Below are 24648 nucleotides of genomic sequence, written 5' to 3'. Positions count from 1 at the left end.
GAATCATCAACCAGGAAATAAAAAATGAAAAAATCGCTCATCGCGCTTGCAGCTCTCAGTTCTTTGACAGGCGCAGCTTTCGCTCAGACCAATGTCACGATTTACGGTGTGGCCGATGCGGGCATCAGCCGCATCGACAATGGCGCGACCAATTCCACCGCTCTGAGCAGCGGCAACCAGTCCGGCAGCCGCATCGGCTTTCGCGGCACTGAAGATCTCGGCGGCGGACTGTCCGCGATCTTTACGCTGGAAAACGGTTTCAACATCGATGATGGTACCTTGGGCCAAGGCGGCCGTCTGTTCGGTCGCCAGGCATTCGTCGGCCTGAACGGCGGCTTCGGTTCCGTGAAACTCGGCCGTCAATACAATCCAATTCGCACCGCGGTGGAAAACATCGACCCGTTCGGTTTGGGCTTGGCCGGCAATGCCGCAAACGTGTTCAATGTGCATGGCGAACGCGCCGACAACACGCTCAGCTATGCGACGCCGAACTTTGGCGGTTTCTCCGGTCAGGTCAATTACAGCTTCGGTGAAGTCGCGGGCAGCAATTCCATCGGTCGTCAGGTCGGCTTCTCCGCCGGTTATGCAGCCGGTCCGCTGGCAATCGTCCTTGCGCATCATGACCAGAATCTGGTCGGCACTGGTGCCGCAGCAACCATTGCAGCGGGTGACTCCAAGACCACCATGCTCGGTGGCACCTACGATTTCAAGATCGCAAAACTGCATGCAGCTTATGCCCGCGGCAAGGGAGAAACCGCGACCGGCGCGACTTCGATCGATCGCGATGATGCAATGGTCGGTATCAGCGCTCCGATCGGCGCCGGTATCATTCTGGCATCGTATATCCGCCGCAATGACGATATCGGCGGCGGCACGCGCGATGCGGACCAGTGGGCACTCGGCTATACCCATGCGCTGTCGAAACGCACGAATCTGTACACTTCCTATGCACGCATCAAGAATGATGCCGCAGCAACGGTCGGTAATCCGGTCGCGGCCGGTCGTGACCCGTCGATCTTCAACGTCGGCGTGCGTCACCGCTTCTGATGGTGTGCGGACCCAGGGTTCGCATAATCTGAGCTTTAAGGAAGAGGCGCCAGCATTGGCGCCTCTTTTTCATTCGGGCGCGCTTCTCTTGCCCAGCTGTTTTTCAAACGCGACATCGTACTTGCTGACCTTGGCCTTCTTTTGCGGACCGGTCGCGTTGACCAGTTGCACGAATTCGTCGAGCGGCAGATCGCTGCTGATTTTCTCGGCGCTGCCGCCAGGCGCGGCGCGCAACAGGTAAAACAATCCGGCGGCATTGATGCCCAGCGAATAGCGGTACGCGCTGTCGCGCGTATTCAACCGGGCAATCGCCGCACTGGCTTTGGTTGATCTCATGGCAAACCCTTGCATAAATGCGCCGCCGGCAATGGCGGGCTGGTGACGATGATACTGCAGCGACGATACAGGCATGGCTTGAGCAAATGCAATATGTGCGTCACCGTCGTTGGAATCCCGGCATTGCGTGTCAGTCCAAGCAGCATATCCTTTCACCGAAAAGGTGACGCCATGACCGCACGCAAGGCGCTTTGCGCATCGATACAGACTCCACCATTTGAACGAAGGTTTCCGAACTGGCGCGCAGTGCTGGCACCGCTATTGTTGCTGCCGGCACTCTGCGTCGCACATGCACCATCGTCACAGGAATGTTCGGAAGGCGCTGACTTTATTCGCAATGCAGCATTGGCGCGCGATCATGGCATGAGCGAACACCAGTTCATGCAACGCATCCATGACGACCTTGAACTGATCAAGAGTTTTCCGCCAGAATTGCGCTGGTTCGTGCAAGACGAGGAAGATGCGCAATTGCTGGTGAGCGCCGCGAGTGCGGTCTTCCAGCAACCGAAAGAAGCGGCTGCACATCACGCCGATTTTCTGCGGACCTGCATTGCCAGGGCTGATGACGATACGCCGATTACTTCACCGCGTAACGCAATCTAACGCCGGCGCTGTGCCGATCAGGCATCAGTCGTAGAATAAGAGCTTGTCATTTTCATAGCGACTCACTGGAGCCCTCATGACAGCATTCGATCTGCGCGGCAAGCGCATCCTTGTGACCCAATCCGATACCTTCATGGGGCCGGCCCTTTGCGACGTGTTTACTGAGCTTGGCGCCAAGGTGATCGCAGACGCGCGTGCCTTGGCGGATCCGGCATTGCCAGAAACAATGGTGCGCGCGGCCGGGCATATCGATGTGCTGGTCGCCAATCTGGCTATCCCGGCGCCTACCACGCCGGCGGCCGAGGTCGACGATGACGAATGGCGCCATGCGTTTTCGCATATGGTCGATCCGTTGCCACGTTTGATGCGTGCGGCACTACCGCAGATGATGCAGCGCAAGTCCGGCAAGATCCTGCTGATGGGCAGTGCGTCGGCGCTGCGCGGCATGAAACGGACATCCACCTATAGCGCTGCGCGCGGCGCGCAAATTGCCTATATCCAGTCGGTGGGCGTGGAAGCAGCCTCGCACAATGTGCAGGTGAACGCGATCGCACAAAACTTTGTCGAAAACCCGACCTACTTTCCGGCGGAAGTACAAGCCAATCCGGCGTTTCAGGAAAGGCTGCGCCGCGAGGTGCCGCTCGGCCGGCTGGTCGGGCAACGCGAAGATGCCCTGTTCGCCGCCTATCTGTGCAGCGATGCGGCGAACTGCTTCGTCGGGCAGGTATTCCCGGTATGCGGCGGCTGGGTCGCGCGTTAAACGAAGTCGCTTACGCAGGCAGCAATCGCGTTCCATACTACAATCCGGGCTCCAACAAAAGGGCATGCCGATGAATAACGAAGACCGTCTGGTCGACATCGAAATCAAGATTGCGCGACAGGAAGACCTGGTCGATACCCTGAACCGCACGGTCTACCAGCAACAGAAAAAAATCGACGAACTGGAAGCGCTGTGTTCGGCACTGGTTCGCCACGTCAAGGAAATACGCGAAGCGGCGAACGACACGGTTCCCGCCGATGAAAAACCACCGCATTACTAACATGACAGAAACCAATAACGATCTCTTGCGCGCCAAGATCAATGGCGAAACCGCACGCATGCAATGGATGGAATTGCAGCGCTTTTTTGCATCCGGCGCGATGATTGCCGTCAGTGAACAACTGGATCTGGTTGATGTCGCGGTCCGCATCGCCGCGGATGACAAGCAAGCGGTCCAGCAATGGATGGCCGATGGCTTGATCGGCAAGGTGACGGATGCGCAGGCGCAGTCCTGGCTGGAAAGCAACGCAGAACTATGGGCCGTCGTCATAAAACCCTGGATTCTGGTGCAGAGAGAAAAGATGCATTGACAAGAATGCATGGGCGGCGGCCGGTACGATCGATTTTCTCGCCGATGCCATCTTGTCATACTGTTGTCCGTCGTTTACACGCCTTGCTCAGATTGCCGACGATCGGACCAGCATGACTCTGCCAGCAGTTAGAATGAAACCGCTGCTTGCCTGAAAATCTTGTTCCTCCGTCACCTGTCATCACCATGCCCAAGCCCACTGCAAAAGATCGTCCCATCGGCGTCATCATTGGACTCGCGTTGCTCTTGCTCGGCATCGGGTTTGGCAGCGTGTGGTTTTACCTGCAATATGTGCAAAAGAAGCAGGCGCAAACCAATTATCTGACGCTGCCTTCGATTGCCATCAGCCGTGACGGGCATTCGATCCGGGCCGGCATGGCAATCCGGACCACTGGCGACGATGCGGGATGGGCATCGAAGCATCAGCAGGCGCTGGAACAGATCATGAAGCGCACGCTGATGGAAGCCGATCCAAAGAAGCTCAGGACCGAGGGTGGCATCGTCGCGCTGCAGCAAAGTCTGCGTGAAGCCGGCAATACGACTTTACATACCACTAAGGTGCGCGAAGTGTTGTTGACCGACTTGTTGTTATCCGAAGGCGACTTGTAAGCTTCAACTGATCGATGTTTCGGCTGTGTTGTAATTGAGGCCGTGGTCAACGGCAGAATAATTCGCGACTGCGACCTTGTTATCCAGCAGATCCGCAACCCAGCCCTATGTCGAATCTCCCTTGAAGCTATGGGCGGATACTAATGTCGCGCACCGCATTTTTGTACCTCGCTGAAAGGCAGAAAGCCGTAATCGGTACCGTTGTCGGTGCCGCCATAAGGCGGTTTGCCCGACACAAAACTGTAAGAGACTGTTACCGGTGTACCGATTGCTTGGCCTGTATTCCAGCGATAATTCAAGTCTTCAATCAGCGCATCGATACGGTAATCGTCGCTGATCGGAGTACCGCTAGTCAGCGTGGCGGAGCCTGTCGCCAAGCCGGATTTGACTGCCGAACCGGCGCACAATGGACATGTGCAAAGCGGTGATTCCATCGAAACGATTTCTTGATGAAGAGAACCATCTTTACAACTAATCCGTTTCAAACCAACAATTTCCTGATCGTATCAACTCGGAACTTCAATTACAGCCCTTTGTCACTTGAATAACGGAAGCCGCTATCCGGCCCGTCGCACTTGGCAAGTCGTGCACTTTGAGCGCACCTTGCGCCATCAAGTCCAATAAATTTCAAAGGAGTTCAACATGGCAAAACTGCATAAAATCCTGTTGGGATCGGCGGTCCTCGCATTGGCCAATCTCGCTACCGCGCAGACCTCGAGTACAACCGATACCAGCAATGCCGCATCCAGCGGTTCCGTCCCCGCACAAAAGGCCCCCGGCGCATCCGGCACTGGCACCGGCAGCGATGCCGGCATGGTCGGCGGTAGCGGTACATCGAGTTCGATTCCTTCCAATACACCGAGTCCGAGCAGCGGTTCCAGCACCACGAGCGGCACTGCAGCATCTGGCACGATGAGTGGCACTGCAGGTACGATGTCGAGCACCACGCCGCCGGCGGGTGCAACGAGTACTACCACGACCGGTGTCGCCAGCAATCCGGCAACCAGCGCATCCAATGACCCCTATGTCCAGCGTCGCGAAGCACGCAAGCAAGCCAAGGAGGAATACAAGCAAAACAAGAAGAGTGCAAAGCAACAGTACAAGACTGACAAGAAGGAAGCGAATGCAATCGTGAAGGATGCGAACACGACCGGCAATGCAAATCCCACTACAAGCTCGGGTCGTTAATCACTCACTTGCCGATGTCAGAACGCCACCATAAGGGTGGCGTTTTTTCGTCGGATTTTCGCAATGCAGCGGCAAGCGCTGTGGCCGCCTCAGCCGTACAATGGCAGCTGCCTTTCCTATTGCCGTCTCATCGTGAATGCGCCTGTCCGAAAAATCATCCATTGCGATTGCGACTGCTTTTACGCAGCGGTGGAAATGCGCGACGATCCTTCATTGCGGGGAAAGCCGCTCGCGGTCGGCGGCCGGCCGGATCAGCGCGGCGTCGTCGCAACCTGCAACTATGAGGCGAGAAAATTCGGCGTGCGGTCCGCGATGGCGACATCGCAGGCATTGCAGCGCTGCCCCGATCTGATCGTGATGCCGCCGGCGATGGATAAATATCGCGCGGCTTCCAGGCAGATTCTTTCCATCTATCGCGACTACACCGATCTGGTCGAACCGCTGTCGCTGGATGAAGCCTACCTCGATGTCACCGACTCGCCGCATTGCCAGAACAGCGCAACGCTGATCGCACAGGAAATCCGCGCGCGTATCGCCGACACGGTGGGGATTACCGCATCGGCCGGCATTGCGCCGAACAAGTTCGTCGCCAAAATCGCCAGCGACTGGAATAAACCGAATGGGCAGTTCGTGGTGCGTCCGCATGAGATCGATGCCTTCGTCGCGGCACTGCCGGTCGACAAGTTGTTCGGTGTCGGTAAAGTCACTGCCGCCAAACTCAAAAAACTCGGCGCCTTTACCTGCGCCGATCTGCGACGCTGGACGATACCGGAATTGCAGCACCACTTCGGCAAGTTCGGCGGCAATCTATATGGTTTGTGTCGCGGCATCGACCGCCGGCAAGTCAATGCCAGCCAGGAGCGCAAGTCGGTCAGCGTCGAAGAAACTTATGTCACCGACTTGCCGGATCTCGCCGCTTGCCAGCACGAACTGGCTGACCTCATCGTGAAGCTGGAACAGCGTATAAGGCGCGCGAATGCGGAACGCCATACGCATAAGTTGTTCGTCAAAATCCGGTTCGCCAATTTCCAGCGTACGACGGCCGAATGCGTCAGCCATAGTGTGGACGCCGCAGTGTGCGCAACGCTGCTGGATACCGCATGGCAGCGAGGACGGCGTCCGGTACGCCTGCTCGGCGTCGGCGTGCGCCTGACGGAAGAAGAGGATGTGATGCAGCTCGGATTGTTTGCTGACGACATGGCCGAACTGGCCGAGGCCGCGCCCGCCGCACAGCTATAAGGCGTCGTAACATGCAGCGCCTGTCAAGCGGTTTACCGCTGTGCGGCTACAACCAATGCCATCGATCCTGACTGTAGAATGGCGCCTTTTTTGGGTGCCAAGCATGTGGTTCAAGAATCTGCAAATCTACCGTCTCACCGCTCCATGGACCATGACATCCGAACAGCTGGAAGCCAGTCTCGCCGCGCAGGAATTTGCACCCTGTTCCAGCAGCGAATTGCAGAGCCAGGGCTGGGCTTCGCCGCGTGACAATGGCATGCTGGTGCATACCGTCAATCGGCAGATGCTGCTCCAGCTATCCACCGAAAAGAAGCTGTTGCCATCCAGCGTGATCAACCAGGTGACCAAGGCGCGCGCCGCAGATCTCGAAGAGCAGCAAGGCTTCAAGCCGGGCCGCAAGCAAATGAAGGAACTCAAGGAACAGGTCGCCGATGAACTGCTGCCGCGTGCCTTCAGCATCCAGCGCAGCACCCGGGTCTGGATCGATCCGGTCAATGGCTGGCTGGCGGTCGATGCATCGAGTCCGGCCAAGGCCGATGAAGTGTTCAAGCTGTTGCTGAAGTCGCTGGAAACCCTGCCGTTTGCTTCGCTGCGCACCGAACGCCCGGCGCTGTCTGCAATGACCGACTGGCTGGCCGCCGATGAAGCGCCGCGCGGATTCACGGTCGACCAGGATACCGAACTGCGCGCGACCAACGAAGGCAAGGCGACCGTACGTTATGTGCGGCATACGCTGGAAGCCGATGACGTGCGTCGTCATATCGCCGCCGGCAAGCAATGCACTCGCCTGGCCATGACCTGGAATGACCGCGTATCGTTTGTACTGACCGAATCGCTGGCGATCAAACGCGTCGCGGCGCTCGACGTACTGAAGGAAAATACCGAGTCGTCCACGCAGAACGATGATGAACGCTTTGATACCGATTTCGCGTTGATGACCGGCGAACTGGCGAAGCTGATCGGCGATCTGGTCGAGGCGCTCGGCGGTGAAGAGCAGCAAAAGAAAGCGGCCTGACGCGACAGGCAGCGTAGCGTGAAAGAGTGGGGCGGCGGAAGCGTTGGCCCCATTTTTTTCAGCTGCAAAAGCGCGGGACGAAAAAAAAGACGAACCCTAGGGTTCGTCTTTTTCAGTCTGGCGGAGTGGACGGGACTCGAACCCGCGACCCCCGGCGTGACAGGCCGGTATTCTAACCGACTGAACTACCACTCCTGAAATTGCTCATGCCGTACAAGCCGGACATGCGACGTTTGTCACCACGTCTGAAGGGCCTGAAGTCTACAGCAATTTATGAATTCTGGCTACTCCCAGCCGATAAATCGCGACAATGCGCAGCAGGCGCCCGAGGAACATGCCGTTGAACAGTCCATACAGCGTACATACCGTGACGACGAAGCCGGTTTCCTGCCTGAGCAGCGGCGACATCGCCAACAGAACGCCAACCGCATACTTGGTCAAAAAGATGCCCATCATCAGGGCCAACGGCAGCCAGCTGCCGTGCTGGAATACGGTACCGCGCTCCGGAGTCACATTGACACTGTCCAGGCTAAACATCATCCAAGTCGCCAACGTACCGACTGCCAGGCCGGCGATCCAGGCCGGTCCCGCAGCCCCATGCGCGCCAAAGCTGCCAACTACTCCCTGGATGGAAAGTCCCAGCATGACAGTTGGAATGATGAACAGTTTTTTCAGACTTGTTTCCCGGTCGACGCTGGCCAGCACACCGCGATAAATCAAAAATGCGAGCAAAGGCCAGACCCAAAACGGCGTATTTGAGACGATTTCCTGCAGCATGTCGTGCTCCTTGGCAGAGGGATAATGCAGCGATTTTCACCAGTGCCAGCCATTGGCAACAGCGGATTGCGACGAAATGCGAAAAGTATGGAGTGAAATGCAGGACTGCCGCATTCAGCTGCATCGAGCTATTGAATACAGATGACCTGGCCCGCCGGCGTTTTACAATGACTGGGTGAAGAATCGGAGCCGCTCATGAACAATGCCAGTTATCCATATTTTCCGCCGATCGAGCCCTATCGCAGCGGCATGCTGCCGGTTGACGACATACATACGCTTTACTGGGAAGAGTCGGGTAATCCGCAGGGGCAGCCGGTATTGGTTCTGCATGGCGGGCCGGGCGGGGGAACGTCGCCACGGCAGCGCTGCTTTTTCGATCCCGCGCATTACCGCATCGTATTGTTTGACCAGCGGGGCGCGGGCAAATCGACGCCATTGGGCGAGTATCGCGCCAACACCACGCAATTGCTGATTTCTGACATCGAACGCCTGCGCATCATGCTGGACATCGATCGCTGGCTGCTGTTCGGCGGCTCCTGGGGTTCGACGCTCGCGCTTGCCTATGGCGAAGCATATCCCGCGCGGTCCCTGGGTTTCATCCTGCGCGGTATTTTCCTGTGCACGCGCCGCGAGATCGACTGGTTCATGAATGGCATGCGCTGGTTCTTTCCCGAGGTGCATGATGAATTCCTTGCAGCCATCCCCGATGACGAACGCGGCGATCTGCTGCAGGCATACAAAAAGCGTTTGTTCTGCGACGATCCCGCGGTTTATCTGCCTGCGGCGCGCCGGTGGAGCCGCTACGAAGGCAGTTGCCTGTTTTTGCGGCCGGATCCGGAGGCAATCGACCAATTTAGCTCCGACGCCGTCAGTCTTGGCGTAGGGAGGCTGGAAGCGCATTACTTTTTGCATGAAGGCTTTTTCAGCGACGACCAGCTGATCCGGGAAATCGACCGGATCCGGCATCTGCCGGCGGTCATCGTGCAGGGCCGCTATGACGTCGTTTGTCCGCCTGACACTGCCTATCGGCTGCATCGGGCATGGCCGCAATCGAAGCTGCGTATCGTCGACGATGCCGGACATTCGGGTTACGAACCGGGACTGGCGCAAGCGCTGGTCGCCGCAACCGAGGCATTCAAGGCCAGTGGCCGATTTGACTGAGGCAATCGCGCAATGAGCAAGCTCGCACTACCCCTTTCCGAACGGGCAGAACGATTTTGTAAGCATGGGTAAGATTGCTTCCGCCGCAGGGCTGCACTACATTATGTTGAGTTGCAGTATCCCGGCGCCGACACCTTGCAGGTGATCGCCGCATGCAGCCCATTGCCTATCGTTTATCGCCATCGCCATGCAGACCAGGATTCTCACCTTGCTCGCCGTTGCCATGCTCGCCGGTTGCGCCACACGTAACGCCGATACCCCGGTCGATCGCTCCGCGCGCAAGCCCGGCCAGGTCGAAAAAGTCGCGACCTATCCCGATGCGACTTCGACCGAGAATACCGTTGATGGATACAAGCGCGATCTGGCGCAGCGTATTTCCCAAGTCAATTCGACCAAGGTCTATACCGGTCGGCCGCAAGCGCTGCTGCGCTCGGTAATTGTCGTGCGCTATGCGGTCGACGCCAGCGGTCAATTGGTGCGCAGCGAAATCATGCGCTCCAATCGCGATAAGGAAAACGAAGCGACAGCGCTGGCGTCATTGCGTACGGCGGCGCCATTCCCGAAACCAGCTGCGCATTTGATCCGTCACGGCAAACTCGAGCTTTCGGAGACCTGGCTGTTCAATAACGACGGGCGCTTCCAGCTACGCACGATCGCGCAACCGCAGATGGATCAATAAGTCGCAACGGGCGCATTGTCCAATCGGCGTGGAACCGGCTTTTTGTTACGCGGGATTGGTATCAGTGGCAGGGAATCGCGTCGCAACGACTATCGCCGCAACGCAACTACTGATGACGATCAGTCATGATGGTCATGATGCTTGTTCTTCTTTTCCTTATGCCCATCATGCTTGTCATGCTTGTCGTGTTTGCCATGGCCATGATGGCGATCCTTGTGGCCCCGACCTCCGCCCCCATACTCGGATGACTTGACAAAATACACAGGCTGGCCGCAGGCGCTGTACCGATGGCAGTGCTTGCCCCAGTTTTTTGCATGGCCCGGCGGGACGTGCATGTAAACCGGTGCGACAGGACGTGCCTGGCGTGCGATGACGACCGGTTGCTGATACACCAGCGGCGGTGGCGTATTGCCGATATTGATCCGGCCATAAACGCCAGGGCTGATCTGACCGCCGACGCTGACGCCGACATTGACGTCGTTCGCATGGGCAGGTGAGAAACCAAGTGCGAGAACCGCGCTGGCGATGGTGATAAAACTGAAACGCATGATGACACTCCTGAAACCGTGTTCGTTCCGCTGCATGCTGAAGATATGTGCGGGGTCTTTCGCATGATAAACGATGCTTTGCGACAAGAGGCGGCGGTGTTGTAACGATATCTGACAGCGATGTTTGTCCGGCGCCCGGGATTCTGTTTAAATGGAGGCAAGACTTACTTCCGGAATTTCATGAATCCTGCCAATTCCCGCGCGCTTAATCACGCCTATCAACGTCCTTCCAAGCTATATCGCTATTCGCAGCGTCAATGGCTGGAGCGCTCGCTTCAGTTGGGCGAGTTTCGCCTGCGGCCACCACCGCAAGAGGCGCAACTTATCGTACCAAGCGACCAGATCATGCCGTTCGGTACGCGCAAGGCCGTTGCCGCGTCGGCGTTCCTGACGCTGAGTCTTGCCGCTGATTGGGATGAAAAACTGTTCGACGCGTTTGGTGACGCCGATACCTGCCTCGTCATCCACGATGCCGAACAATTTGGCGAAAGAATGCATCGCGCGGTTCAGCGGTTGTTGCCGAGTTGGGCCGGGATCGATGCCGCGATTTCTTACGGCTTGCCTAGTCCGCTAGGCGCTGCCTTTTCAAAAGCCAGGCAGCTTGCCTCCGAAAAGGAATGGCTGTTTGCCTGGCGCCCTACCCAGCATGCGACATCCTGCAATCCGGTAGTCGTGCGTATCGGCAGCATTGAAGGCATTGCCGAGTTGCGTGCACGCGAAGCTTGATATCCGGCCAGTTGTTGGCGTCGTTTTTGCGCTGCATCGACATGCAATCCAAAGTGGGCGCATATCCTTTACATTTCGCAAATTACCTGAGATAAATAAGCGTCCACAGTTGTCAAACGCGTAAAATTCAGTCACGAAGCGATAGGCTTGAGCCTTGCCTGACTGCATTGCATCGTCTCAGTAATCGGCCATTTTCAAAGGAGCATCGTCATGCTGAATTCCAACATCAAGACAGTACGTAACGATATGAGAACCCTGATCAAGGAAGCGCAGGAACTGTTCCGGGAGGCGACCGAGTCGACCGGCGGCAAGGCGGATGAATTGCGCGCAAAAGGCCTCGCGCTGCTGGATACTGCGATGGAAAAAGCACAAGAAGTGCAAGCCGTTGCTGTTGAAAAGAGCAAGGTCGCGGCCGAAAGCACGGATGAATTTGTTCATGCAAATCCCTGGAAAGCCGTCGGCATTGCGGCGGGTGCCGGGTTGGTGCTGGGCTTGCTGATGTCGCGTCGCTAAATTCATGGAGTCCCGACGTAGCAGCGCCGGCCAGAATTCGCCCGGACTGATAGCCAGTCTTGGTGCGCTCGCCAAACACGGCATCGGTCTTTTCCTCAGCCGGCTTGAACTGGCGGCAATCGAACTCGGTGAGCTTCGCGACAATCTCGCGAAGTTGCTGCTGCTTGGGGCACTCGGCATTGTCGCGCTGTTGTTTGCAATAGGCAGCTGGACCGCATTGATCGTGGTGCTCGCCTGGGAGACGATGGGCTGGAAGATCCTGTTGCTGGTGGCATTGTTGTATTCGATGGCGACGCTTGCCATCCTGTTGTATGCGCGTGCGCGGCTGATCCGCAACGCACTGTCGCTGCCGGCGACCATGTCGGAATTGCGCAATGACCGTGACGCCTTATTGTGATCGGGAGATGCCGTGAACCGAGTGGACCGGAAAAAACAATTGATCGCCGAAGGCGCGCTTCATCGGGCCGAACTTCTGCTTGCCAAGGACACGGTACGCACAGGCTTGCGTCCAGTGTCGCTTGCGCGTAGCGCCGTTCAGCAACTTACAGCGACCGCATCGACCTCCCTGCGTAACCGTGGTGTCGGAAGCGTGCTGGGAACAGATTCCAATCTGCATGCTTTACTCCCTTTGCTCATGTCTGGACTCTCTGCATTAGCAGAAAAAAAATCGCTACGCAAAGCTATGTTGGGTGCGACTCTACTGTTGGGTGCCGCAGGGATCGCTGCCGCAGCGATGGCAAGAAGGAATGGTTCTGCACATTCAGATCAGGATCGTTGAAAGCGAGCGAAACCTGATTGCATCACCTGCATCAATGCCATCGTGCGCGACAAGTTTGGGCAGATCCTTTCGAAAGCATGCGCCGTAACAAGAATCTCCATTTGTAACTTGCCGAACTTGCATTCTCGGATTGTTGTCCAAAATGTGTTTTATTACGCTAGAGGATATGCAGATCATGCAAATGCGCACGCAATTTACTTTAATCTCCCTTGCGGCCGTTGTCGCGCTCGGCGGTTGTGCAAATATGAATGAAGTGCAGCGAGGGACTGCAACCGGGGCTGGTGTAGGCGCAGGTATTGGCGCAGTGCTCGGCGCCACAGTCGGCCCAGGCGGTGGCCGACGCGCGGCCACGGGAGCCGCAGTGGGTGGCGCTGCCGGCGCCGTGATCGGTAATATCTGGTCGAGCCGCATGGAGCAGCAAAAGCGCCAGATGGAGCAGGCGACGCAAGGCACCGGCGTGCAGGTCACGCAAACGCAAGACAATCGGCTCAAGCTCGATATTCCATCAGATATCTCTTTCGATACCAATCGTTCCGATATCAAACCGAACTTCCGTCCTATTCTCGACCGCTTCGCATCCGGTTTGGTCGAAAACCCGTACAGCCGTGTCACGATCGTTGGTCACACCGATAACAAGGGTGGTGACGCAATCAACGATCCCTTATCGGTCAATCGGGCCGCTCATACGCGTGACTATCTGGCATCGCGCGGCGTAGCTTCGAATCGCATCAGCGTCGACGGCCGCGGATCGCATGAGCCGCTGGTGTCGAACGATACGGAAGCCAATCGGGCGCGCAACCGCCGCGTCGAGATTTTCGTCGCCGAACCACAGGCGACTGCTCAAAGCCCGCAATATGGTCAACCCGCGTCGGGACGATAATTCCTGTTCCGGTATTAATATCAGTGATGCAGGCAAAAAAAAGCCGACCCGCGGGTCGGCTTTTTTACGCAGCATGTTAAGCGCGATAATTACTTGGAAGCGTCGGCCATGTAATCGACAGCCGCCTTGACTTCGTCATCTGATGCCGCTGAGCCGCCTTTTGGCGGCATCATGCCGGCCTTGCCCTGAAAGCCCTTGATCGCATGTTCGTACATTGTCGCAGAGCCTTGCTTGATGCGCGGTGCCCACGCAGCCTTGTCGCCCAGCTTGGGTGCGCCAGCAACGCCGGGATCGTGGCACGCTGCGCAGCTCGCAGCATAGACTTTTTTACCGTCGACTTTGGCAGCGCCGGTGGCTGCACCCGCGGCTGCGGCAAGAGCCTGAGTTTGCTGCGATGGGGATGAAGTGGTTGGCTGGGTGGCCGAGGCTGTCGGCGCGCCTGCATCAGTAGCTGCCGGCGCGGCAGCTGGTGCAGCTTCCTTCACAGCCGGCTCTTTCAATTTGCCGCCCGATTGGTTAGCCAGATAGACTACGGCGCGTTCGACTTCAACATCATCCAGATCGGGGTTGCCGCCTTTGGCAGGCATTGCACGAATTCCCTTGATTGCGTTCTGAACAACCATTTCCTGCCCTTGGCCAAGGCGGGCAGTCCAACCGGCTGCATCGCCAAGTTTTGGAGCGCCAGCAACGCCGGCAGTGTGGCATGCTGCGCAAACGGCCTTGTACACGGCTTCACCGCTTTGCAGCACTTTGGGAGCGTTCGCGTCTTTCAGCGTAAATCCGACATCGGCAACAGGCTTGAGGCGTGCAGCGATTGCTTCTGCTGTCTGAGCATCGGAGCCGGCGCCTTCTTTTTCTATATTTGCGACATACTGAACCAGCAATACGATGCAGATGATCGGTATCACGAAGGCTGCCGTCACGGCAGCGATGAGCTGCTTTGGCGTCTTGATAACGGAGTCGTGTTCGTTGTGTGCGTTGCTCATTATTCCCTCAGTGCATTTTTAAAACCGGTAGTGGGCGGGTGTCCAAATCAGCCTGGGGCGCCCTCCAATTGCAGCGCAACACCTCGCAAAACCCTTGATTATAGTCGGAAAGACGAGGGTAGGGAACGGAAAAACGGGCACGGAAACCCCGTCAATCGGCGTGGCTGCGGGGATTAACAAATACAGGCAGTTGGCTCACCCGAATGGGCAGCCATGCGACTAAGTGCGCATCTCAGTGAAATAAGAGGGCAAAGAGGGCAGGCGTAGGCGAGGAAATGCCTTTTGGGGGTTTCTGGGGTTTGCTGGCCTGATTGATAGCGTTACCGCAGGTACTGAATGCCGGCGTAGGTCCAAGCCAGCATTGCTGCACATACTGAATAGAGGAGATGGCGATGCCGGCTTTTTTCCATGTCTTCGATAATGAGCTTGCGACGGAATGCGTCATTACGTTTGCGCCGTAGTCGGCGCGCGTTGTCCTCATCGATTTCTTCATTCGTCAGTCGATTCCACAGATCGTTATCCATTGGCATTCTCCCTGCTGTTTTTATTATTTTCTTTGCAAGAAGTTCCGTAACCTTGAGCGACCACAATGACGTAGAAGCGCCTATGCGAACTACATCAAAAGTTGGAAAAATACTATTTCCGCATGGATTTATTATGAGAATTGGGCAGGATAAGCTGCTATTTGACTGCATTGCGAAGCCAATAGTGCTAGCCCAAAAGTCATTTAAAAGCCGACATGCCATGAAACTGCGCGCCATTCACGCAACGCAGCGTATGCATGGACGTGCAACCGGAAAACCGGTATCCTTCAGCCTCTTCACTTTTCCTCCTACGCGGCTGTAGCTCAGTGGATAGAGTATTGGCCTCCGAAGCCAAGGGTCGTGGGTTCGATCCCCGCCAGCCGCGCCAAATTCCATTTGCGTTTTTACCTAACCGTGTGCCTAGAACCATAAAGTGGCATCAAATGCCAGCTTATGGTTCCATTCGTTGAAAAACTGTCAACGAATTGGCGGCGCAAGAATGGGACGTCGATTCTTAAACGTGCGCCGTGCTCGTGATCGTTGAATAGCGTGCGAATTCCGCCTGACTAACGCGTTAGTGACTTCTGACCTCCACAAATAAGACGTTGGGGCGGGCGCGGCTGTCCGACTCGGTCCGACCCTCAACTGCCGTTCATCGCCGCACGCCTGCAATGACCGCTGACGAGGTGCAATGGCCGTTCTATTTTCCGGTTCGTCAGACCGGCCTTCCGCCAAAGCTGTTGTTAGAGAGCGCCTTCGCTTGGCGAGTGCCAGATTGAATACGTCTCGCGATTGCTTACCAGACCTGCAGATCAGCGAATAGGCTAGTAAAAGCTGTCGGCCGCTTTGCCGAGATCTGCAAGGATGAGTTGAAGATCGCGCCGATAAGCCGGAAAATTCCACCGTTCGACCAATTCCACAATGTGCTCCCGGCCCAGCCAATAGACCAGCACACTCATCGGCTTGGTAAAAAGACCAGGGCGGGCTGACCGCTCACGCAAGCGTTGCGCATAGCCGCTTTGTAGAAAATCGTAGAGCTCTGCTCGGTTGCACGAGGCAAACAGGTCGCGGTAGGCCTCGATGAATTCCATCGTTTCCAGACTGCCAACGTCATTAGCCGCTTTACCGCAGATTTGGGCATAGAGCGTGTTAGCGAACTGCTCGAGATCGGCAACCGTTGCAGTCACCTGATCGAGTTCGTGCAAGGCCTGACAGAACATGACGTCCGTCGTTTCCATCAATGCCATGCTTCTTGCCACGAGTCGCTTTGCTGACGAAGGCACCTGAACCGTCGGCTTGTAGATATTGTCGTGCACGAGTTCCGCGTACGCGTGCTGGAGCAACGTCCGGATCTGGATTTCGCACGGCAGGCCATCTGGAATACTGAGACCGTTCACTTCGGTTCCTTCTGTTGCGCGCACCAGATAGTGGACCGACTGGTAATCAAAAAGCTCGGGATGGTCGATGACTTCATCCCGGAAATGACGATCCCTACTGGTCGACCATCCGCTGTAGGCCAGCAACGCTCGCTCGACGATCTCAATGTCGGTGCGAACTAGTACAACGAAGCGTGCGCCGACGAGGTCGGTCATGGCGACACGCGGATCCGGATACTTTTTCTTGACCTGCTTCTTCAACGCCGAAGCGATTTCCTTCACGCGGTAGGTCGGATCGATCTTGAAGAACGATTTGTAGCGGTCCTCACCTACGTCGAGTTCTACGAACGCTTTGATTTTGGCAGTGACGAACGCACCCCAAGCCTCCAGGGAGGCCGCGTTTTCTTTTAGCCAGTTTTCAAAGCTAGGATCGCTCACTCTTCGCTTGCAATTGAACCCTTGATTTTGACAAGGGTTGACCCATCGACCGAATTCTCAACCGTCACCCAATCCGTCCCTTCGGCGGGAGTAGTCAGCATGACGCCCGACGTGAACACCATCTTGCGGCGCCGCTTCAGCCTACTTGCAATATAGTCGGTGTCCTTGGTGATCTCGTTTGCGGGAAAGCCCGACTTCTCCATGTACTTGAGGTATGCAGCCTGTTCGGTCTTGTTGAGGTGTTTCTCCCCGAATGATGCGACACCGATGGTGTTGACGTTGCTGCGTAGCTCCGCGCGTAGCGACTCTCCGAGGTCAATCTTTCGCGAACGCGCGATGTTCAGCGTATCGAGAAAGCGGTTGGTTTTCTCAAAAAAATCCTTGGTTAACCGCTTGTCTGTGGCGGACACATCCGCACCGAGGAAATCTCCGTAGAAATAGTACGCGGCTTTACGGCTTTCCGTGCTGGTCATAATGTGGTCGAATAGGTACACGGAGTAATACTGCGGATCGTGTAAGCCGCCCGTCGACGGGGCCTTGGCCGCCGTTTGTTGGACAAATCCGATCTTAAATAGCCGCTGGCTCTCAGTCAGAAAAATGTGCTCCAAATAGTCGATGACGGTCTTGCCGTTCTCTGTCTTTTCGCCCAGAGCGTCCTGCATGTCTGCCTTCACCACCGCAGCAAACGGTCGCTGGAGTTGAGTCACGGTGCCTGCGAGCACGATCAATTTGCTGGGCGCGTAATCTCGGTTCAACTGCGACTTCGACAAGCGATCTGCCGCGGCCATTGACAAGTCAATGAAATGCTTTTCGTCGCCGTGCATCAGACCGGCTGCGTCCTGAAAGAAAGCGCCTGCGGCCGTTTCTCGAAAATCGGCGCGCACGCCCCGCGACTTGTGTCCGAGTGCCTGGGCCATCCGGCGGTTGAACATGTCCTTGCCCGAGACTGGCAAATCCACCAGATGGGGGCGATATGTCGGCTGAACGTACGACTGATCGAGGCCGCGCGAATGCACGTCGTGAACAGCCAGGCGGTCAATTGTGAGCAAACTCAGGTCCAGCATGAAGCCATCCTTCCCTTATAATTTTTGCATGGCGGAAGTATGACATGTTGGCTCCGCTAACGTAACCCGACAGATCCGTAGCTAAGCAATTTAGCATTTGTGTGCGTAATACAACTGGGCAACTACCACGCAGTTTGGTCGTCGCGAACCGACATGCGAACCGCTGCTCGATGCCGTATTGCAACGCATGTGGCCGCCTAGAATTGCTCATAGCCTGCGCGCGATGGGCGTCAGCAGTCTCGACGTCGAGGAGCCGCTTTGGCCGATGAAGCGGAATCCGTCCCTTGGATTTCAATGGCCGCTTCCAAGGCGCAACCGACGCCTGAATGGCCAAACTCTGTTTCCAGCGAAGGTCGCATCATGGCCGGTGGACTAAACCGCTCGCGCGGTAGGGGAGCTCCGGGCGAGCGTTTGTGGATGATTGAGACAGGGAAACTGTTTCCTATGCTTGGTAATGAGGCCATCCGCCTCGTTACCAGACAGGAGTACAGCCATGTCTTCACCGACTTCCCCCATCACGCCGTTGCGCCAACGCATGCTCGACGACATGCGCATGCGCCAGCTCGCCCCCAAGACCCAGACTCACTATATCCGTGCGGTGCGGCAGTTTGCCGCCTTTCTGGGCCGTTCGCCCGACACCGCCGACATCGAAGATCTGCGTCGATACCAATTGCACCTCGTCGATCACGGCATCTCGCCGGTGTCGCTCAATGCAGCGATCACCGGACTGAAGTTCTTCTTCGACATCACCCTCGACCATCCCGAGTTGATGGCCAAGATGCAGCCGGTGCGCGTGCCACGCACCCTGCCGGTGGTGTTGAGCCGAGAGGAAGTTGCACGCCTGATTGCCGCCGCCGGCAATCTGAAGCATCAGACCGCACTGGCGGTCGCTTACGGCGCGGGGTTGCGCGCCAGCGAAGTCGTTTCCCTGAAGGTCGGCGACATCGACAGCCAGCGCATGACGCTGCGTGTCGAACAGGGCAAGGGCCGCAAGGATCGCTACGCCATGCTCTCGCCGGTGCTGCTCGAGCGCTTGCGCGTCTGGTGGCGGGTCGCTCATGCCCAGGGCAAGATGCTCGATGGCGGCTGGCTCTTTCCCGGCTTGAATCCGATCGAGCCGCTCAGCACCCGTCAACTCAATCGGGCCGTGCATGCCGCTGCGGACGAGGCGAAGATCGGCAAGCGCGTGTCGATGCACACGCTGCGCCACTGTTTCGCCACGCATCTGTTGGAACAGAAGGTGGATATCCGACTGATCCAGGTTTTGCTGGGCCACAAGAAGCTTGAAACCACCGCGCTGTATGCCCAGGTGGCCACGGACATCCTGCGCGAAGTCGTCAGCCCCCTGGAGAACTTACACACGACGTAGGTCCCTTCCATGGGGCTTGCTGCCCTGGACGTCGCGGATATCTTTCGCCTCCACGGGCCGTCTTGGCGACAGGCTCAGCATGCGCACTTGAGCCTTGGCCAGCTCAAGGTCATGTCGGCCATCGAACAGTGCCGCAGTGCGGTGCTGGGGGGACATGTGCTGCGCTGCGACGCCTGCGAGCAGGTCGAGATTGCCTACAACTCTTGCCGCAATCGGCATTGCCCGAAATGCCAGGCCAGCGCCGCACGCCGATGGCTCGAGGCGCGCCAGGCCGAGTTGCTGCCAGTGGAGTATTACCATGTGGTGTTCACCTTGCCGGCACAGATCAGCGCGATTGCCTATTACAACAAGGCCGCGATCTATGGCCTGTTGTTTGACGTCGCCGCCGAGACCCTGCGCACCATCGCCGCCGACCCCAGGCATTTGGGCGCCCAGATCGGCGCCACCCTGGTTTTGCACACCTGGGGCTCGGCCCTGACCCATCATCCGCACGTGCATGGCATCGTTCCCGGCGGCGGCTTGTCGTTGGACCGGGAACGTTGGGTCGCCTGCAAGCCGGGTTTCTTCCTGCCGGTACGCGTGCTCTCGCGGCTGTTTCGGCGCCGCTTCCTCGAAGAACTGGAGAAAGCCCATCGCAACGGACGATTGCAGTTCTTCGCCGAGTACGCCGCGCTGAGCGAGGCGGCGGTCTTCGCCGACTGGCTCGCGCCGTTGCGAGCCTGTGAATGGGTGGTGTATGCCAAGCGCCCGTTCGCCGGACCGGAAGCGGTGCTGGCGTATCTGTCGCGCTATACCCATCGGGTGGCGATTTCCAATAGCCGACTGCTGGCCATGGACGAGCGCGGCATCACGTTCGGCTGCAAGGATTACCGCGCCAAGGGCCGCACGCGCTACAAGACCATGACACTTGCGGCGCACGAGTTCATGCGCCGCTTCCTGTTGCATGTCTTGCCGCACGGTTTCCACCGCATCCGTCACTATGGGCTCATTGCCAATGCCGGGCGCCAGCAGAACCTGGCCAAGGCACGTGAACTGTTGCATGTCGTATCCGACTTGCCGCCTCACGCAGCGGAGGCGGCGGCCACCATCAGTCAGCCGCGCTTCGTCTGCCCGCACTGCGGCGCAGCGATGCGCATCATCGAGACCTTCGCGCGCGGGCAACCGATCCGTGCGCCACCCCGGCAGCGAGGCGCAGTATGAGCGTGGACATGTGTCGATGCAGCAATCTTCCGTCGGCTCTTGCGTGGGCAACGCCGATAGCGGACGGCTTTGCCTTGGGCTGGAATAACCTGATTTCTTACCACCCGGGTTGCCGAAAAATCCAGCACCGCCGCCACCACGTCAGGCAGGTGAGCCATGTCGCTGTCCAATGGCTCGGCCGATTCGCCACGGCTATCCCCACCGCGAACATTCAAATCCCCATAGCCGTTTAGGCTTGCCGAATGGCGTTAGAGCATTCCGCGGTTTCCTCCCTCGAGGCTTGTACGACACCTGCCCGCTGGCTTCTGGCGTGCGCCGGTAGTCCGGTGCGTAAGGGCAGGCATCCTACAACCCTTAACAGGAGCTAGCGGATGACGTGCTCAATCCGGACACACCAGGAATTGAGCCGGCCCTGCTAAAAAAATATCTGAAGTGCGTTGCGGAATGGAACGGTGCTGGCTCCGTATCAGCGGGAGGTATGTTGGTGCATATTGATACCGCTGGCGCAATCCGATATGTCGCGTTGGACGATATTCGGGAATTGCGTCTTCAACACAAGGACTACATCGAGCTCCGTATGAAATCAATTGGTGAGCAAACACATGAGCAAAAGCTCGAGCGCACTCGAGAATATGAAAGAACACCGCAACGTTCGCACGGTTTAAGCCGCTGAGGGAAATGATGAGCCAATACAGTCTCGAGAAAGCAGCCGCCGCAGTTTTTGAAGCATCAGCTCAACAACAGAGAGAAACAAAAGCTACTCTAGATGCCTTAAAGGATGCGGCCGCTAAATTTGAAACAAAAGCTGGCGCACTGCCCAGAGAAATTTTTGCCCAAGTTGATCGGGCATTACCGGATGCCGCACACAAGGCAGCAGGCCAGATCGCAAGCAATTGGACTGAAGCAAATCTGCACGCGGAAAGAGCCGCTGAAGTCTATAAAAATGCGGTGCGCTGGGCGCCATGGCGGATTGGAGGAATGGCGGTGTTGTCAACATTCTGCGGCGTTTTAGGCATCGTCATTGCTGCGAAATTTGTCCAGCCTAACGAAGATGTTGTCGCAGCCCTGCGCAGAGAGGAGGCCGATCTGCGTGCAAAGATTCAGCAGTTGTCCACCAAAGGGGGCTATTCAACGGTTGTCGGATGCTATGACAGCAACAACCGAAATCGCCTGTGCGTGCTGGTGGATGAGTCGGCGAAGATTCCAGTCAAAGGATATCGAGTCATCAAGGGCTATTGAGAACTTTTTTGCATAACGTCTATCTCTGAGTATCCATTGCCAATCTGGAAAGGGACGCGGGGATAGTCGAAGCCACAGACGAACCGGCAACAACGCCTACCGTGTATCGCGATCGGACATGCGCACTGAGATCCGAGTACGGAATATGTTTCAGCAACCCGTCTACGACCAAATAGCGCCGTAGTGCACGGTTAGAGAGTGGACACTGTTCCGCCGACTGACGATGTTCGCGTGTCGCCAGGCGAGATGCTTCTCGAAGAATGTGACCGATTGTCCATGACTCGACTGGCGACTCAGACCTTAGTTGAGCAATCAGTGGAACATTGCTTTCCGAAGCGTTTGGAAGCGGTGGCAATGCGCGTGAAATCCGGTATCGACGCAATGCGTCAATAGCGGGCGCCGGCACATGAACTAGATCGATGGTCTTTCCCCTGCCAAACCGAGGTACGGCAACTTGCCACTCATCGCCTGAACACACGATGTCCGCCATTTTGAGTGCCGCCAGCTCGCTTCTTCGCAATGCCGTCCAGTACGACCATTCCGCCACGACGACAATACGGGCAAGAGAATCGCGACGGCCCTGCTCTGACTCAAGTTGCTCAACCCAGACTTGCCTTACGTCACCCCACTGTTCGCAAGCTATTCGCGCTTGTAAAAAGTCTACCGCCGTGAGTGATTCAGTCGTCGGCGCTGCGATTGCCTGTGCCGGTTTTCCGAAGGTCTACTGCGAAAGGCTCTTATGGATTCGTTTCTACGGTAAATCAAATACTTTCTACAAATTTCACGCGAATCCCGGCCGACCCGCTATTTGATCGGCTTGACACCATCGTCAAAAGTGGCGATGATGCTGTCATGAGATATCCAGGGGGTAAAGGCGGCTGCTTTAGGAACATCGTGAACCTGATGCCGCACCATCGCGTGTATATAGAAAGCCATTTGGGTGGCGGTGCAGTACTGCGTAACAAGCAACCAGTCGAACATTCCATCGGAATTGATGCGGACTCGGAAGTCGTTCGTACCTGGGCAGATCACGATCTACCCAATACACAGATCCTCGAAGGAGATGCGATCGCCTTTTTGTCTGGCTATGACTATCGCGGTGATGAGCTTGTCTATTGCGATCCACCTTATCCAGTTTCTACGAGAAGGAAAGCCCGGATTTATCGTCGGGACTATTCAACGGAAGATCATCTACAGCTGCTAGAAGTTATTACGAAACTACCTTGCATGGTGATGATTTCCAGCTACAGTAATCCAATCTACGAGGATGTACTGCGAGATTGGGAAAAGATCACTTTCAATGCAGCAACTCATAGCGGGATACGCGAAGAATCTGTCTGGATCAATTTTCCGATGCCGGAAGCCCCTTATGACACGCGGTATTTAGGCGCTGACTTCCGTCAGCGCGAGGCCTTGCGTCGACGTCATAGCCGCCTTGCCGACAAAATCATGCGCATGCCCCTAGCAGAAAGGCATCTGTTGTGGAGTTGGGCTGCAGAGCAATATAGCAATGAAATACAGGAGGCTGTCCGTGGATGAGCAACTTGTGTTTAACCCCGACCCCTCTCGTCACAATGAGTTGCGCTTGCCACCAGCTGAGTCCTATGTGATGCCAGGCATTCAATGGGGTCGCTTCGACGCGATGTTTACCCCAGCATATTGGGCAACTCAAGTTTGGATCGAAGAAGATCAGTATCCGGCCTCACGTAATCGACTTGGCGATTCACTTCTAGAGGAAACGGTCGCTTGCGTTCTTGGTGGCCACGGCATGCCGGCCGAAATATGCTTGGCGGCCTACAAACGAATTCGCGACGAGGGGGTTCTGCAAGATCAATCTCCAGCATCGGAGCAACAATACCTTGACTTGCTGGCCGCTCCAATTTTCAAGCGGAATGGCACCGCAGTGCATTACCGCTTTGCTCGGCAAAAAGCCGCCTATCTCGCCAATATTCATGCGGCATTCTGTGAGCAGCTTCCTCCTCACGGCGATCTTGCGTTGCGCGATTGGTTAATCTCGCTACCAGGTATTGGCCCTAAGACTGCTTCGTGGATCGTTCGCAACCACACTGGTAGCGATCATGTCGCCATTCTGGATATCCATATTTACCGAGCCGGCTTGCTGGCCGGATTCTTTGATCAGAAGCAACGCATCGAAAGCCACTATGCGCAAATGGAAAATCAGTATCTGGAGTTCGCCAGCGCTATTTGTGTGAGAGCATCAGTGTTAGATGGCATCATGTGGTCACATATGCGCCAAGCCCCGACTACGGTGAGAGCTCAGCTGAGCTCTCAATTCTCAACAGACAAGGTGCAACCGAAGGCGCGCCCGATGCAATTAGGCCTGCAGTTCAGAAACGAAACATCCACCTACACCGAACAAGGTGCCGTTCGAGCGGAAAATATCGTCGATGCCTGGGTTGCCGGTCGGTCCAAGAGGTACGCAGCCTAGTGACAGTGCATGAGAGACCAAGGAGAACTGCTGTAGCAGTGCTCCGGCATCTCTCCAAATAAGGCTATCCGGCCATTCATACTTCCCGGCGGTCTTGCCCACTTGGGCAACGAACCAGCACAGCGTCGAGCAAGTTCCTTTGGCCGCCATGGATGCCATATCCCACAGCGGCCTAACTGCACCTGACGCAATGTCAAGGGTGAGCAAGCTATGGTTCAGATCGTCATACAGCTTCGTTGACAGATCCATGCTTGGACTTCGTTCGATCACAATGATGTCGATCGGATGTCGGGCACCCGCCGATATCACTGGCTTGCGCTTGGCGTGGATTCTTTGGTCCAAGGGCTGGTCCTGGAGGCAATAGGCCGTGCGCCATAGGAGCGCGGCGAGATTCTCGCGACTCAGCGGCGTGCCACCGTAACGCGTCCTGCGAGCGAAGACAACGTCGTCGAAGTCTTGCACAGCGTCTTTTGTCAAAAAGGGCAATGTTTCAGCGGACTGAACGGGATATTGATATGGCCTTACTCCCGTTTCAAGCGGACGGGGGACCGGAGA

General features: G+C 56.7%; 30 protein-coding genes and 2 tRNA genes. 23 read left to right on the top strand and 9 right to left on the bottom strand.

Annotated elements, in window-relative coordinates; genetic code table 11:
• Positions 1–24 precede the first annotated feature (24 nt).
• Positions 25–1047, top strand: a complete 1023-nt coding sequence (locus D3871_RS00495; protein WP_119767129.1) for a porin — start codon at positions 25–27, stop codon at positions 1045–1047.
• 69 nt (positions 1048–1116) lie between these two features.
• Here D3871_RS00495 and D3871_RS00490 read toward each other — a convergent pair whose 3' ends face one another.
• A complete protein-coding gene (locus D3871_RS00490) occupies positions 1117–1383 on the bottom strand; it encodes a hypothetical protein (protein WP_119769790.1) in 267 nt (88 codons plus the stop codon).
• Positions 1384–1554: 171 nt separating this feature from the next.
• Between D3871_RS00490 and D3871_RS00485 the strand changes: the two genes are divergently transcribed.
• The 5 genes from D3871_RS00485 to D3871_RS00465 all read left to right on the top strand — a co-directional run bounded on the left by D3871_RS00485 (position 1555) and on the right by D3871_RS00465 (position 3944).
• Positions 1555–1986 carry a hypothetical protein gene (locus tag D3871_RS00485; RefSeq protein ID WP_147376726.1) on the top strand — a complete coding sequence of 144 codons (432 nt, stop codon included), beginning with the start codon at positions 1555–1557 and terminating at the stop codon, positions 1984–1986.
• Between the two features lie 76 nt (positions 1987–2062).
• Positions 2063–2746, top strand: coding sequence for an SDR family oxidoreductase (locus D3871_RS00480; protein ID WP_119767127.1), 684 nt, complete (start codon positions 2063–2065; stop codon positions 2744–2746).
• A gap of 70 nt (positions 2747–2816) precedes the next feature.
• Complete coding sequence (locus tag D3871_RS00475; RefSeq protein WP_119769789.1) at positions 2817–3026, top strand: SlyX family protein; 210 nt, start codon at positions 2817–2819, stop codon at positions 3024–3026.
• 1 nt (position 3027) lies between these two features.
• Entirely contained in the window at positions 3028–3336 is a 309-nt protein-coding gene (locus tag D3871_RS00470) for a DUF2288 domain-containing protein (RefSeq protein WP_119767126.1), read from the top strand.
• A gap of 146 nt (positions 3337–3482) precedes the next feature.
• Positions 3483–3944, top strand: coding sequence for a flagellar basal body-associated FliL family protein (locus D3871_RS00465; protein WP_147376725.1), 462 nt, complete (start codon positions 3483–3485; stop codon positions 3942–3944).
• Positions 3945–4084: 140 nt separating this feature from the next.
• On the opposite strand, the gene D3871_RS00460 is transcribed toward D3871_RS00465, so the two are convergent.
• Positions 4085–4378 (bottom strand): hypothetical protein, encoded by a 294-nt coding sequence (locus D3871_RS00460; RefSeq protein WP_147376724.1) that lies wholly within the window; start codon positions 4376–4378, stop codon positions 4085–4087.
• A 208-nt stretch (positions 4379–4586) separates the two neighbouring features.
• On the opposite strand from D3871_RS00460, the gene D3871_RS00455 reads away from it, so the two are divergent.
• The 3 genes from D3871_RS00455 (at position 4587) to D3871_RS00445 (ending at position 7386) form a co-directional block, all read left to right on the top strand.
• Positions 4587–5132: a hypothetical protein gene (locus D3871_RS00455; protein WP_119767123.1), complete on the top strand. Its 546-nt coding sequence runs from the start codon at positions 4587–4589 to the stop codon at positions 5130–5132.
• A 132-nt stretch (positions 5133–5264) separates the two neighbouring features.
• Complete coding sequence (dinB, locus tag D3871_RS00450; RefSeq protein WP_233575465.1) at positions 5265–6371, top strand: DNA polymerase IV; 1107 nt, start codon at positions 5265–5267, stop codon at positions 6369–6371.
• Between the two features lie 103 nt (positions 6372–6474).
• Positions 6475–7386, top strand: coding sequence for a recombination-associated protein RdgC (locus D3871_RS00445; RefSeq protein WP_119767121.1), 912 nt, complete (start codon positions 6475–6477; stop codon positions 7384–7386).
• A 118-nt stretch (positions 7387–7504) separates the two neighbouring features.
• Here D3871_RS00445 and D3871_RS00440 read toward each other — a convergent pair.
• Positions 7505–7581, bottom strand: a tRNA-Asp gene (locus D3871_RS00440).
• A 66-nt stretch (positions 7582–7647) separates the two neighbouring features.
• Positions 7648–8163 (bottom strand): DUF6622 family protein, encoded by a 516-nt coding sequence (locus D3871_RS00435; protein WP_119767120.1) that lies wholly within the window; start codon positions 8161–8163, stop codon positions 7648–7650.
• A 195-nt stretch (positions 8164–8358) separates the two neighbouring features.
• On the opposite strand from D3871_RS00435, the gene pip reads away from it, so the two are divergent.
• Together pip and D3871_RS00425 are read left to right on the top strand one after the other, a co-directional pair.
• Positions 8359–9324 carry a prolyl aminopeptidase gene (gene pip / locus D3871_RS00430; protein WP_119767119.1) on the top strand — a complete coding sequence of 322 codons (966 nt, stop codon included), beginning with the start codon at positions 8359–8361 and terminating at the stop codon, positions 9322–9324.
• Positions 9325–9511: 187 nt separating this feature from the next.
• Positions 9512–10003, top strand: a complete 492-nt coding sequence (locus tag D3871_RS00425; protein WP_119767118.1) for an energy transducer TonB — start codon at positions 9512–9514, stop codon at positions 10001–10003.
• 119 nt (positions 10004–10122) lie between these two features.
• Here the strand turns inward: D3871_RS00425 and D3871_RS00420 are convergent, their stop codons facing one another.
• On the bottom strand, positions 10123–10551 hold the full coding sequence (locus D3871_RS00420) for a hypothetical protein (protein WP_119767117.1): 429 nt from the start codon (positions 10549–10551) through the stop codon (positions 10123–10125).
• 180 nt (positions 10552–10731) lie between these two features.
• Between D3871_RS00420 and D3871_RS00415 the strand changes: the two genes are divergently transcribed.
• From D3871_RS00415 to D3871_RS00395, 5 genes are all read left to right on the top strand, one after another.
• Entirely contained in the window at positions 10732–11277 is a 546-nt protein-coding gene (locus D3871_RS00415) for a hypothetical protein (protein ID WP_119767116.1), read from the top strand.
• A 210-nt stretch (positions 11278–11487) separates the two neighbouring features.
• Complete coding sequence (locus tag D3871_RS00410; protein ID WP_119767115.1) at positions 11488–11790, top strand: ElaB/YgaM/YqjD family protein; 303 nt, start codon at positions 11488–11490, stop codon at positions 11788–11790.
• 4 nt (positions 11791–11794) lie between these two features.
• On the top strand, positions 11795–12187 hold the full coding sequence (locus D3871_RS00405; protein ID WP_119767114.1) for a phage holin family protein: 393 nt from the start codon (positions 11795–11797) through the stop codon (positions 12185–12187).
• 12 nt (positions 12188–12199) lie between these two features.
• Positions 12200–12568: a hypothetical protein gene (locus D3871_RS00400; RefSeq protein WP_147376723.1), complete on the top strand. Its 369-nt coding sequence runs from the start codon at positions 12200–12202 to the stop codon at positions 12566–12568.
• A gap of 175 nt (positions 12569–12743) precedes the next feature.
• Positions 12744–13448, top strand: coding sequence for a YiaD family glycine zipper/OmpA-like lipoprotein (locus D3871_RS00395; protein WP_420799618.1), 705 nt, complete (start codon positions 12744–12746; stop codon positions 13446–13448).
• Positions 13449–13537: 89 nt separating this feature from the next.
• On the opposite strand, the gene D3871_RS00390 is transcribed toward D3871_RS00395, so the two are convergent.
• The gene (locus D3871_RS00390) at positions 13538–14434 is read right to left on the bottom strand and encodes a c-type cytochrome (RefSeq protein WP_119767112.1); all 897 of its coding nucleotides are present in this window, start codon (positions 14432–14434) and stop codon (positions 13538–13540) included.
• Between the two features lie 320 nt (positions 14435–14754).
• Positions 14755–14958, bottom strand: a complete 204-nt coding sequence (locus D3871_RS00385; RefSeq protein WP_119767111.1) for a hypothetical protein — start codon at positions 14956–14958, stop codon at positions 14755–14757.
• 312 nt (positions 14959–15270) lie between these two features.
• On the opposite strand from D3871_RS00385, the gene D3871_RS00380 reads away from it, so the two are divergent.
• Positions 15271–15346 (top strand) — tRNA-Arg (locus tag D3871_RS00380).
• A 436-nt stretch (positions 15347–15782) separates the two neighbouring features.
• Here D3871_RS00380 and D3871_RS00375 read toward each other — a convergent pair.
• Positions 15783–16772: a GTP pyrophosphokinase gene (locus D3871_RS00375; RefSeq protein WP_119767110.1), complete on the bottom strand. Its 990-nt coding sequence runs from the start codon at positions 16770–16772 to the stop codon at positions 15783–15785.
• Positions 16769–17836, bottom strand: a complete 1068-nt coding sequence (locus D3871_RS00370) for a nucleoid-associated protein (protein WP_119767109.1) — start codon at positions 17834–17836, stop codon at positions 16769–16771. The genes D3871_RS00375 and D3871_RS00370 overlap by 4 nt, the downstream gene beginning before the upstream one ends.
• 493 nt (positions 17837–18329) lie before the next feature.
• Here D3871_RS00370 and D3871_RS00365 point away from each other — a divergent pair, with 493 nt between their 5' ends.
• The 6 genes from D3871_RS00365 (at position 18330) to D3871_RS29685 (ending at position 24093) form a co-directional block, all read left to right on the top strand.
• Positions 18330–19205, top strand: a complete 876-nt coding sequence (locus tag D3871_RS00365; protein ID WP_119767108.1) for a tyrosine-type recombinase/integrase — start codon at positions 18330–18332, stop codon at positions 19203–19205.
• Positions 19206–19214: 9 nt separating this feature from the next.
• A complete protein-coding gene (locus tag D3871_RS00360; RefSeq protein ID WP_119767107.1) occupies positions 19215–20405 on the top strand; it encodes an IS91 family transposase in 1191 nt (396 codons plus the stop codon).
• 376 nt (positions 20406–20781) lie between these two features.
• Positions 20782–21078 carry a hypothetical protein gene (locus D3871_RS00355; RefSeq protein ID WP_147376722.1) on the top strand — a complete coding sequence of 99 codons (297 nt, stop codon included), beginning with the start codon at positions 20782–20784 and terminating at the stop codon, positions 21076–21078.
• Positions 21079–21083: 5 nt separating this feature from the next.
• Positions 21084–21644 carry an ABC transporter ATP-binding protein gene (locus D3871_RS00350; RefSeq protein WP_147376721.1) on the top strand — a complete coding sequence of 187 codons (561 nt, stop codon included), beginning with the start codon at positions 21084–21086 and terminating at the stop codon, positions 21642–21644.
• A gap of 903 nt (positions 21645–22547) precedes the next feature.
• Positions 22548–23183 carry a DNA adenine methylase gene (locus tag D3871_RS00345; protein ID WP_233575629.1) on the top strand — a complete coding sequence of 212 codons (636 nt, stop codon included), beginning with the start codon at positions 22548–22550 and terminating at the stop codon, positions 23181–23183.
• Positions 23176–24093, top strand: coding sequence for an 8-oxoguanine DNA glycosylase (locus D3871_RS29685; protein WP_147376720.1), 918 nt, complete (start codon positions 23176–23178; stop codon positions 24091–24093). The genes D3871_RS00345 and D3871_RS29685 overlap by 8 nt, the downstream gene beginning before the upstream one ends.
• The last annotated feature ends 555 nt before the right edge of the window (positions 24094–24648 follow it).

Origin of the sequence: Noviherbaspirillum saxi (genome assembly GCF_003591035.1) — a bacterium.
Lineage (GTDB): Bacteria > Pseudomonadota > Gammaproteobacteria > Burkholderiales > Burkholderiaceae_D > Noviherbaspirillum > Noviherbaspirillum saxi.
The sequence above is the reverse complement of the archived record's forward strand: the minus strand, read 5'-3'. Positions and strand labels throughout refer to the sequence as shown.

What these genes read in the sequence shown, in the direction of transcription:
- D3871_RS00495 (WP_119767129.1), top strand. Translation starts at nt 25, where the DNA reads ATGAAAAAATCGCTCATCGCGCTTGCAGCTCTCAGTTCTTTGACAGGC.
- D3871_RS00490 (WP_119769790.1), bottom strand. Translation starts at nt 1,383, where the DNA reads ATGAGATCAACCAAAGCCAGTGCGGCGATTGCCCGGTTGAATACGCGC.
- D3871_RS00485 (WP_147376726.1), top strand. Translation starts at nt 1,555, where the DNA reads ATGACCGCACGCAAGGCGCTTTGCGCATCGATACAGACTCCACCATTT.
- D3871_RS00480 (WP_119767127.1), top strand. Translation starts at nt 2,063, where the DNA reads ATGACAGCATTCGATCTGCGCGGCAAGCGCATCCTTGTGACCCAATCC.
- D3871_RS00475 (WP_119769789.1), top strand. Translation starts at nt 2,817, where the DNA reads ATGAATAACGAAGACCGTCTGGTCGACATCGAAATCAAGATTGCGCGA.
- D3871_RS00470 (WP_119767126.1), top strand. Translation starts at nt 3,028, where the DNA reads ATGACAGAAACCAATAACGATCTCTTGCGCGCCAAGATCAATGGCGAA.
- D3871_RS00460 (WP_147376724.1), bottom strand. Translation starts at nt 4,378, where the DNA reads ATGGAATCACCGCTTTGCACATGTCCATTGTGCGCCGGTTCGGCAGTC.
- D3871_RS00455 (WP_119767123.1), top strand. Translation starts at nt 4,587, where the DNA reads ATGGCAAAACTGCATAAAATCCTGTTGGGATCGGCGGTCCTCGCATTG.
- D3871_RS00445 (WP_119767121.1), top strand. Translation starts at nt 6,475, where the DNA reads ATGTGGTTCAAGAATCTGCAAATCTACCGTCTCACCGCTCCATGGACC.
- D3871_RS00435 (WP_119767120.1), bottom strand. Translation starts at nt 8,163, where the DNA reads ATGCTGCAGGAAATCGTCTCAAATACGCCGTTTTGGGTCTGGCCTTTG.
- pip (WP_119767119.1), top strand. Translation starts at nt 8,359, where the DNA reads ATGAACAATGCCAGTTATCCATATTTTCCGCCGATCGAGCCCTATCGC.
- D3871_RS00425 (WP_119767118.1), top strand. Translation starts at nt 9,512, where the DNA reads ATGCAGACCAGGATTCTCACCTTGCTCGCCGTTGCCATGCTCGCCGGT.
- D3871_RS00420 (WP_119767117.1), bottom strand. Translation starts at nt 10,551, where the DNA reads ATGCGTTTCAGTTTTATCACCATCGCCAGCGCGGTTCTCGCACTTGGT.
- D3871_RS00415 (WP_119767116.1), top strand. Translation starts at nt 10,732, where the DNA reads ATGAATCCTGCCAATTCCCGCGCGCTTAATCACGCCTATCAACGTCCT.
- D3871_RS00410 (WP_119767115.1), top strand. Translation starts at nt 11,488, where the DNA reads ATGCTGAATTCCAACATCAAGACAGTACGTAACGATATGAGAACCCTG.
- D3871_RS00405 (WP_119767114.1), top strand. Translation starts at nt 11,795, where the DNA reads ATGGAGTCCCGACGTAGCAGCGCCGGCCAGAATTCGCCCGGACTGATA.
- D3871_RS00395 (WP_420799618.1), top strand. Translation starts at nt 12,744, where the DNA reads ATGCAAATGCGCACGCAATTTACTTTAATCTCCCTTGCGGCCGTTGTC.
- D3871_RS00390 (WP_119767112.1), bottom strand. Translation starts at nt 14,434, where the DNA reads ATGAGCAACGCACACAACGAACACGACTCCGTTATCAAGACGCCAAAG.
- D3871_RS00385 (WP_119767111.1), bottom strand. Translation starts at nt 14,958, where the DNA reads ATGGATAACGATCTGTGGAATCGACTGACGAATGAAGAAATCGATGAG.
- D3871_RS00370 (WP_119767109.1), bottom strand. Translation starts at nt 17,836, where the DNA reads ATGCTGGACCTGAGTTTGCTCACAATTGACCGCCTGGCTGTTCACGAC.
- D3871_RS00365 (WP_119767108.1), top strand. Translation starts at nt 18,330, where the DNA reads ATGTCTTCACCGACTTCCCCCATCACGCCGTTGCGCCAACGCATGCTC.
- D3871_RS00360 (WP_119767107.1), top strand. Translation starts at nt 19,215, where the DNA reads ATGGGGCTTGCTGCCCTGGACGTCGCGGATATCTTTCGCCTCCACGGG.
- D3871_RS00350 (WP_147376721.1), top strand. Translation starts at nt 21,084, where the DNA reads ATGATGAGCCAATACAGTCTCGAGAAAGCAGCCGCCGCAGTTTTTGAA.
- D3871_RS00345 (WP_233575629.1), top strand. Translation starts at nt 22,548, where the DNA reads ATGCCGCACCATCGCGTGTATATAGAAAGCCATTTGGGTGGCGGTGCA.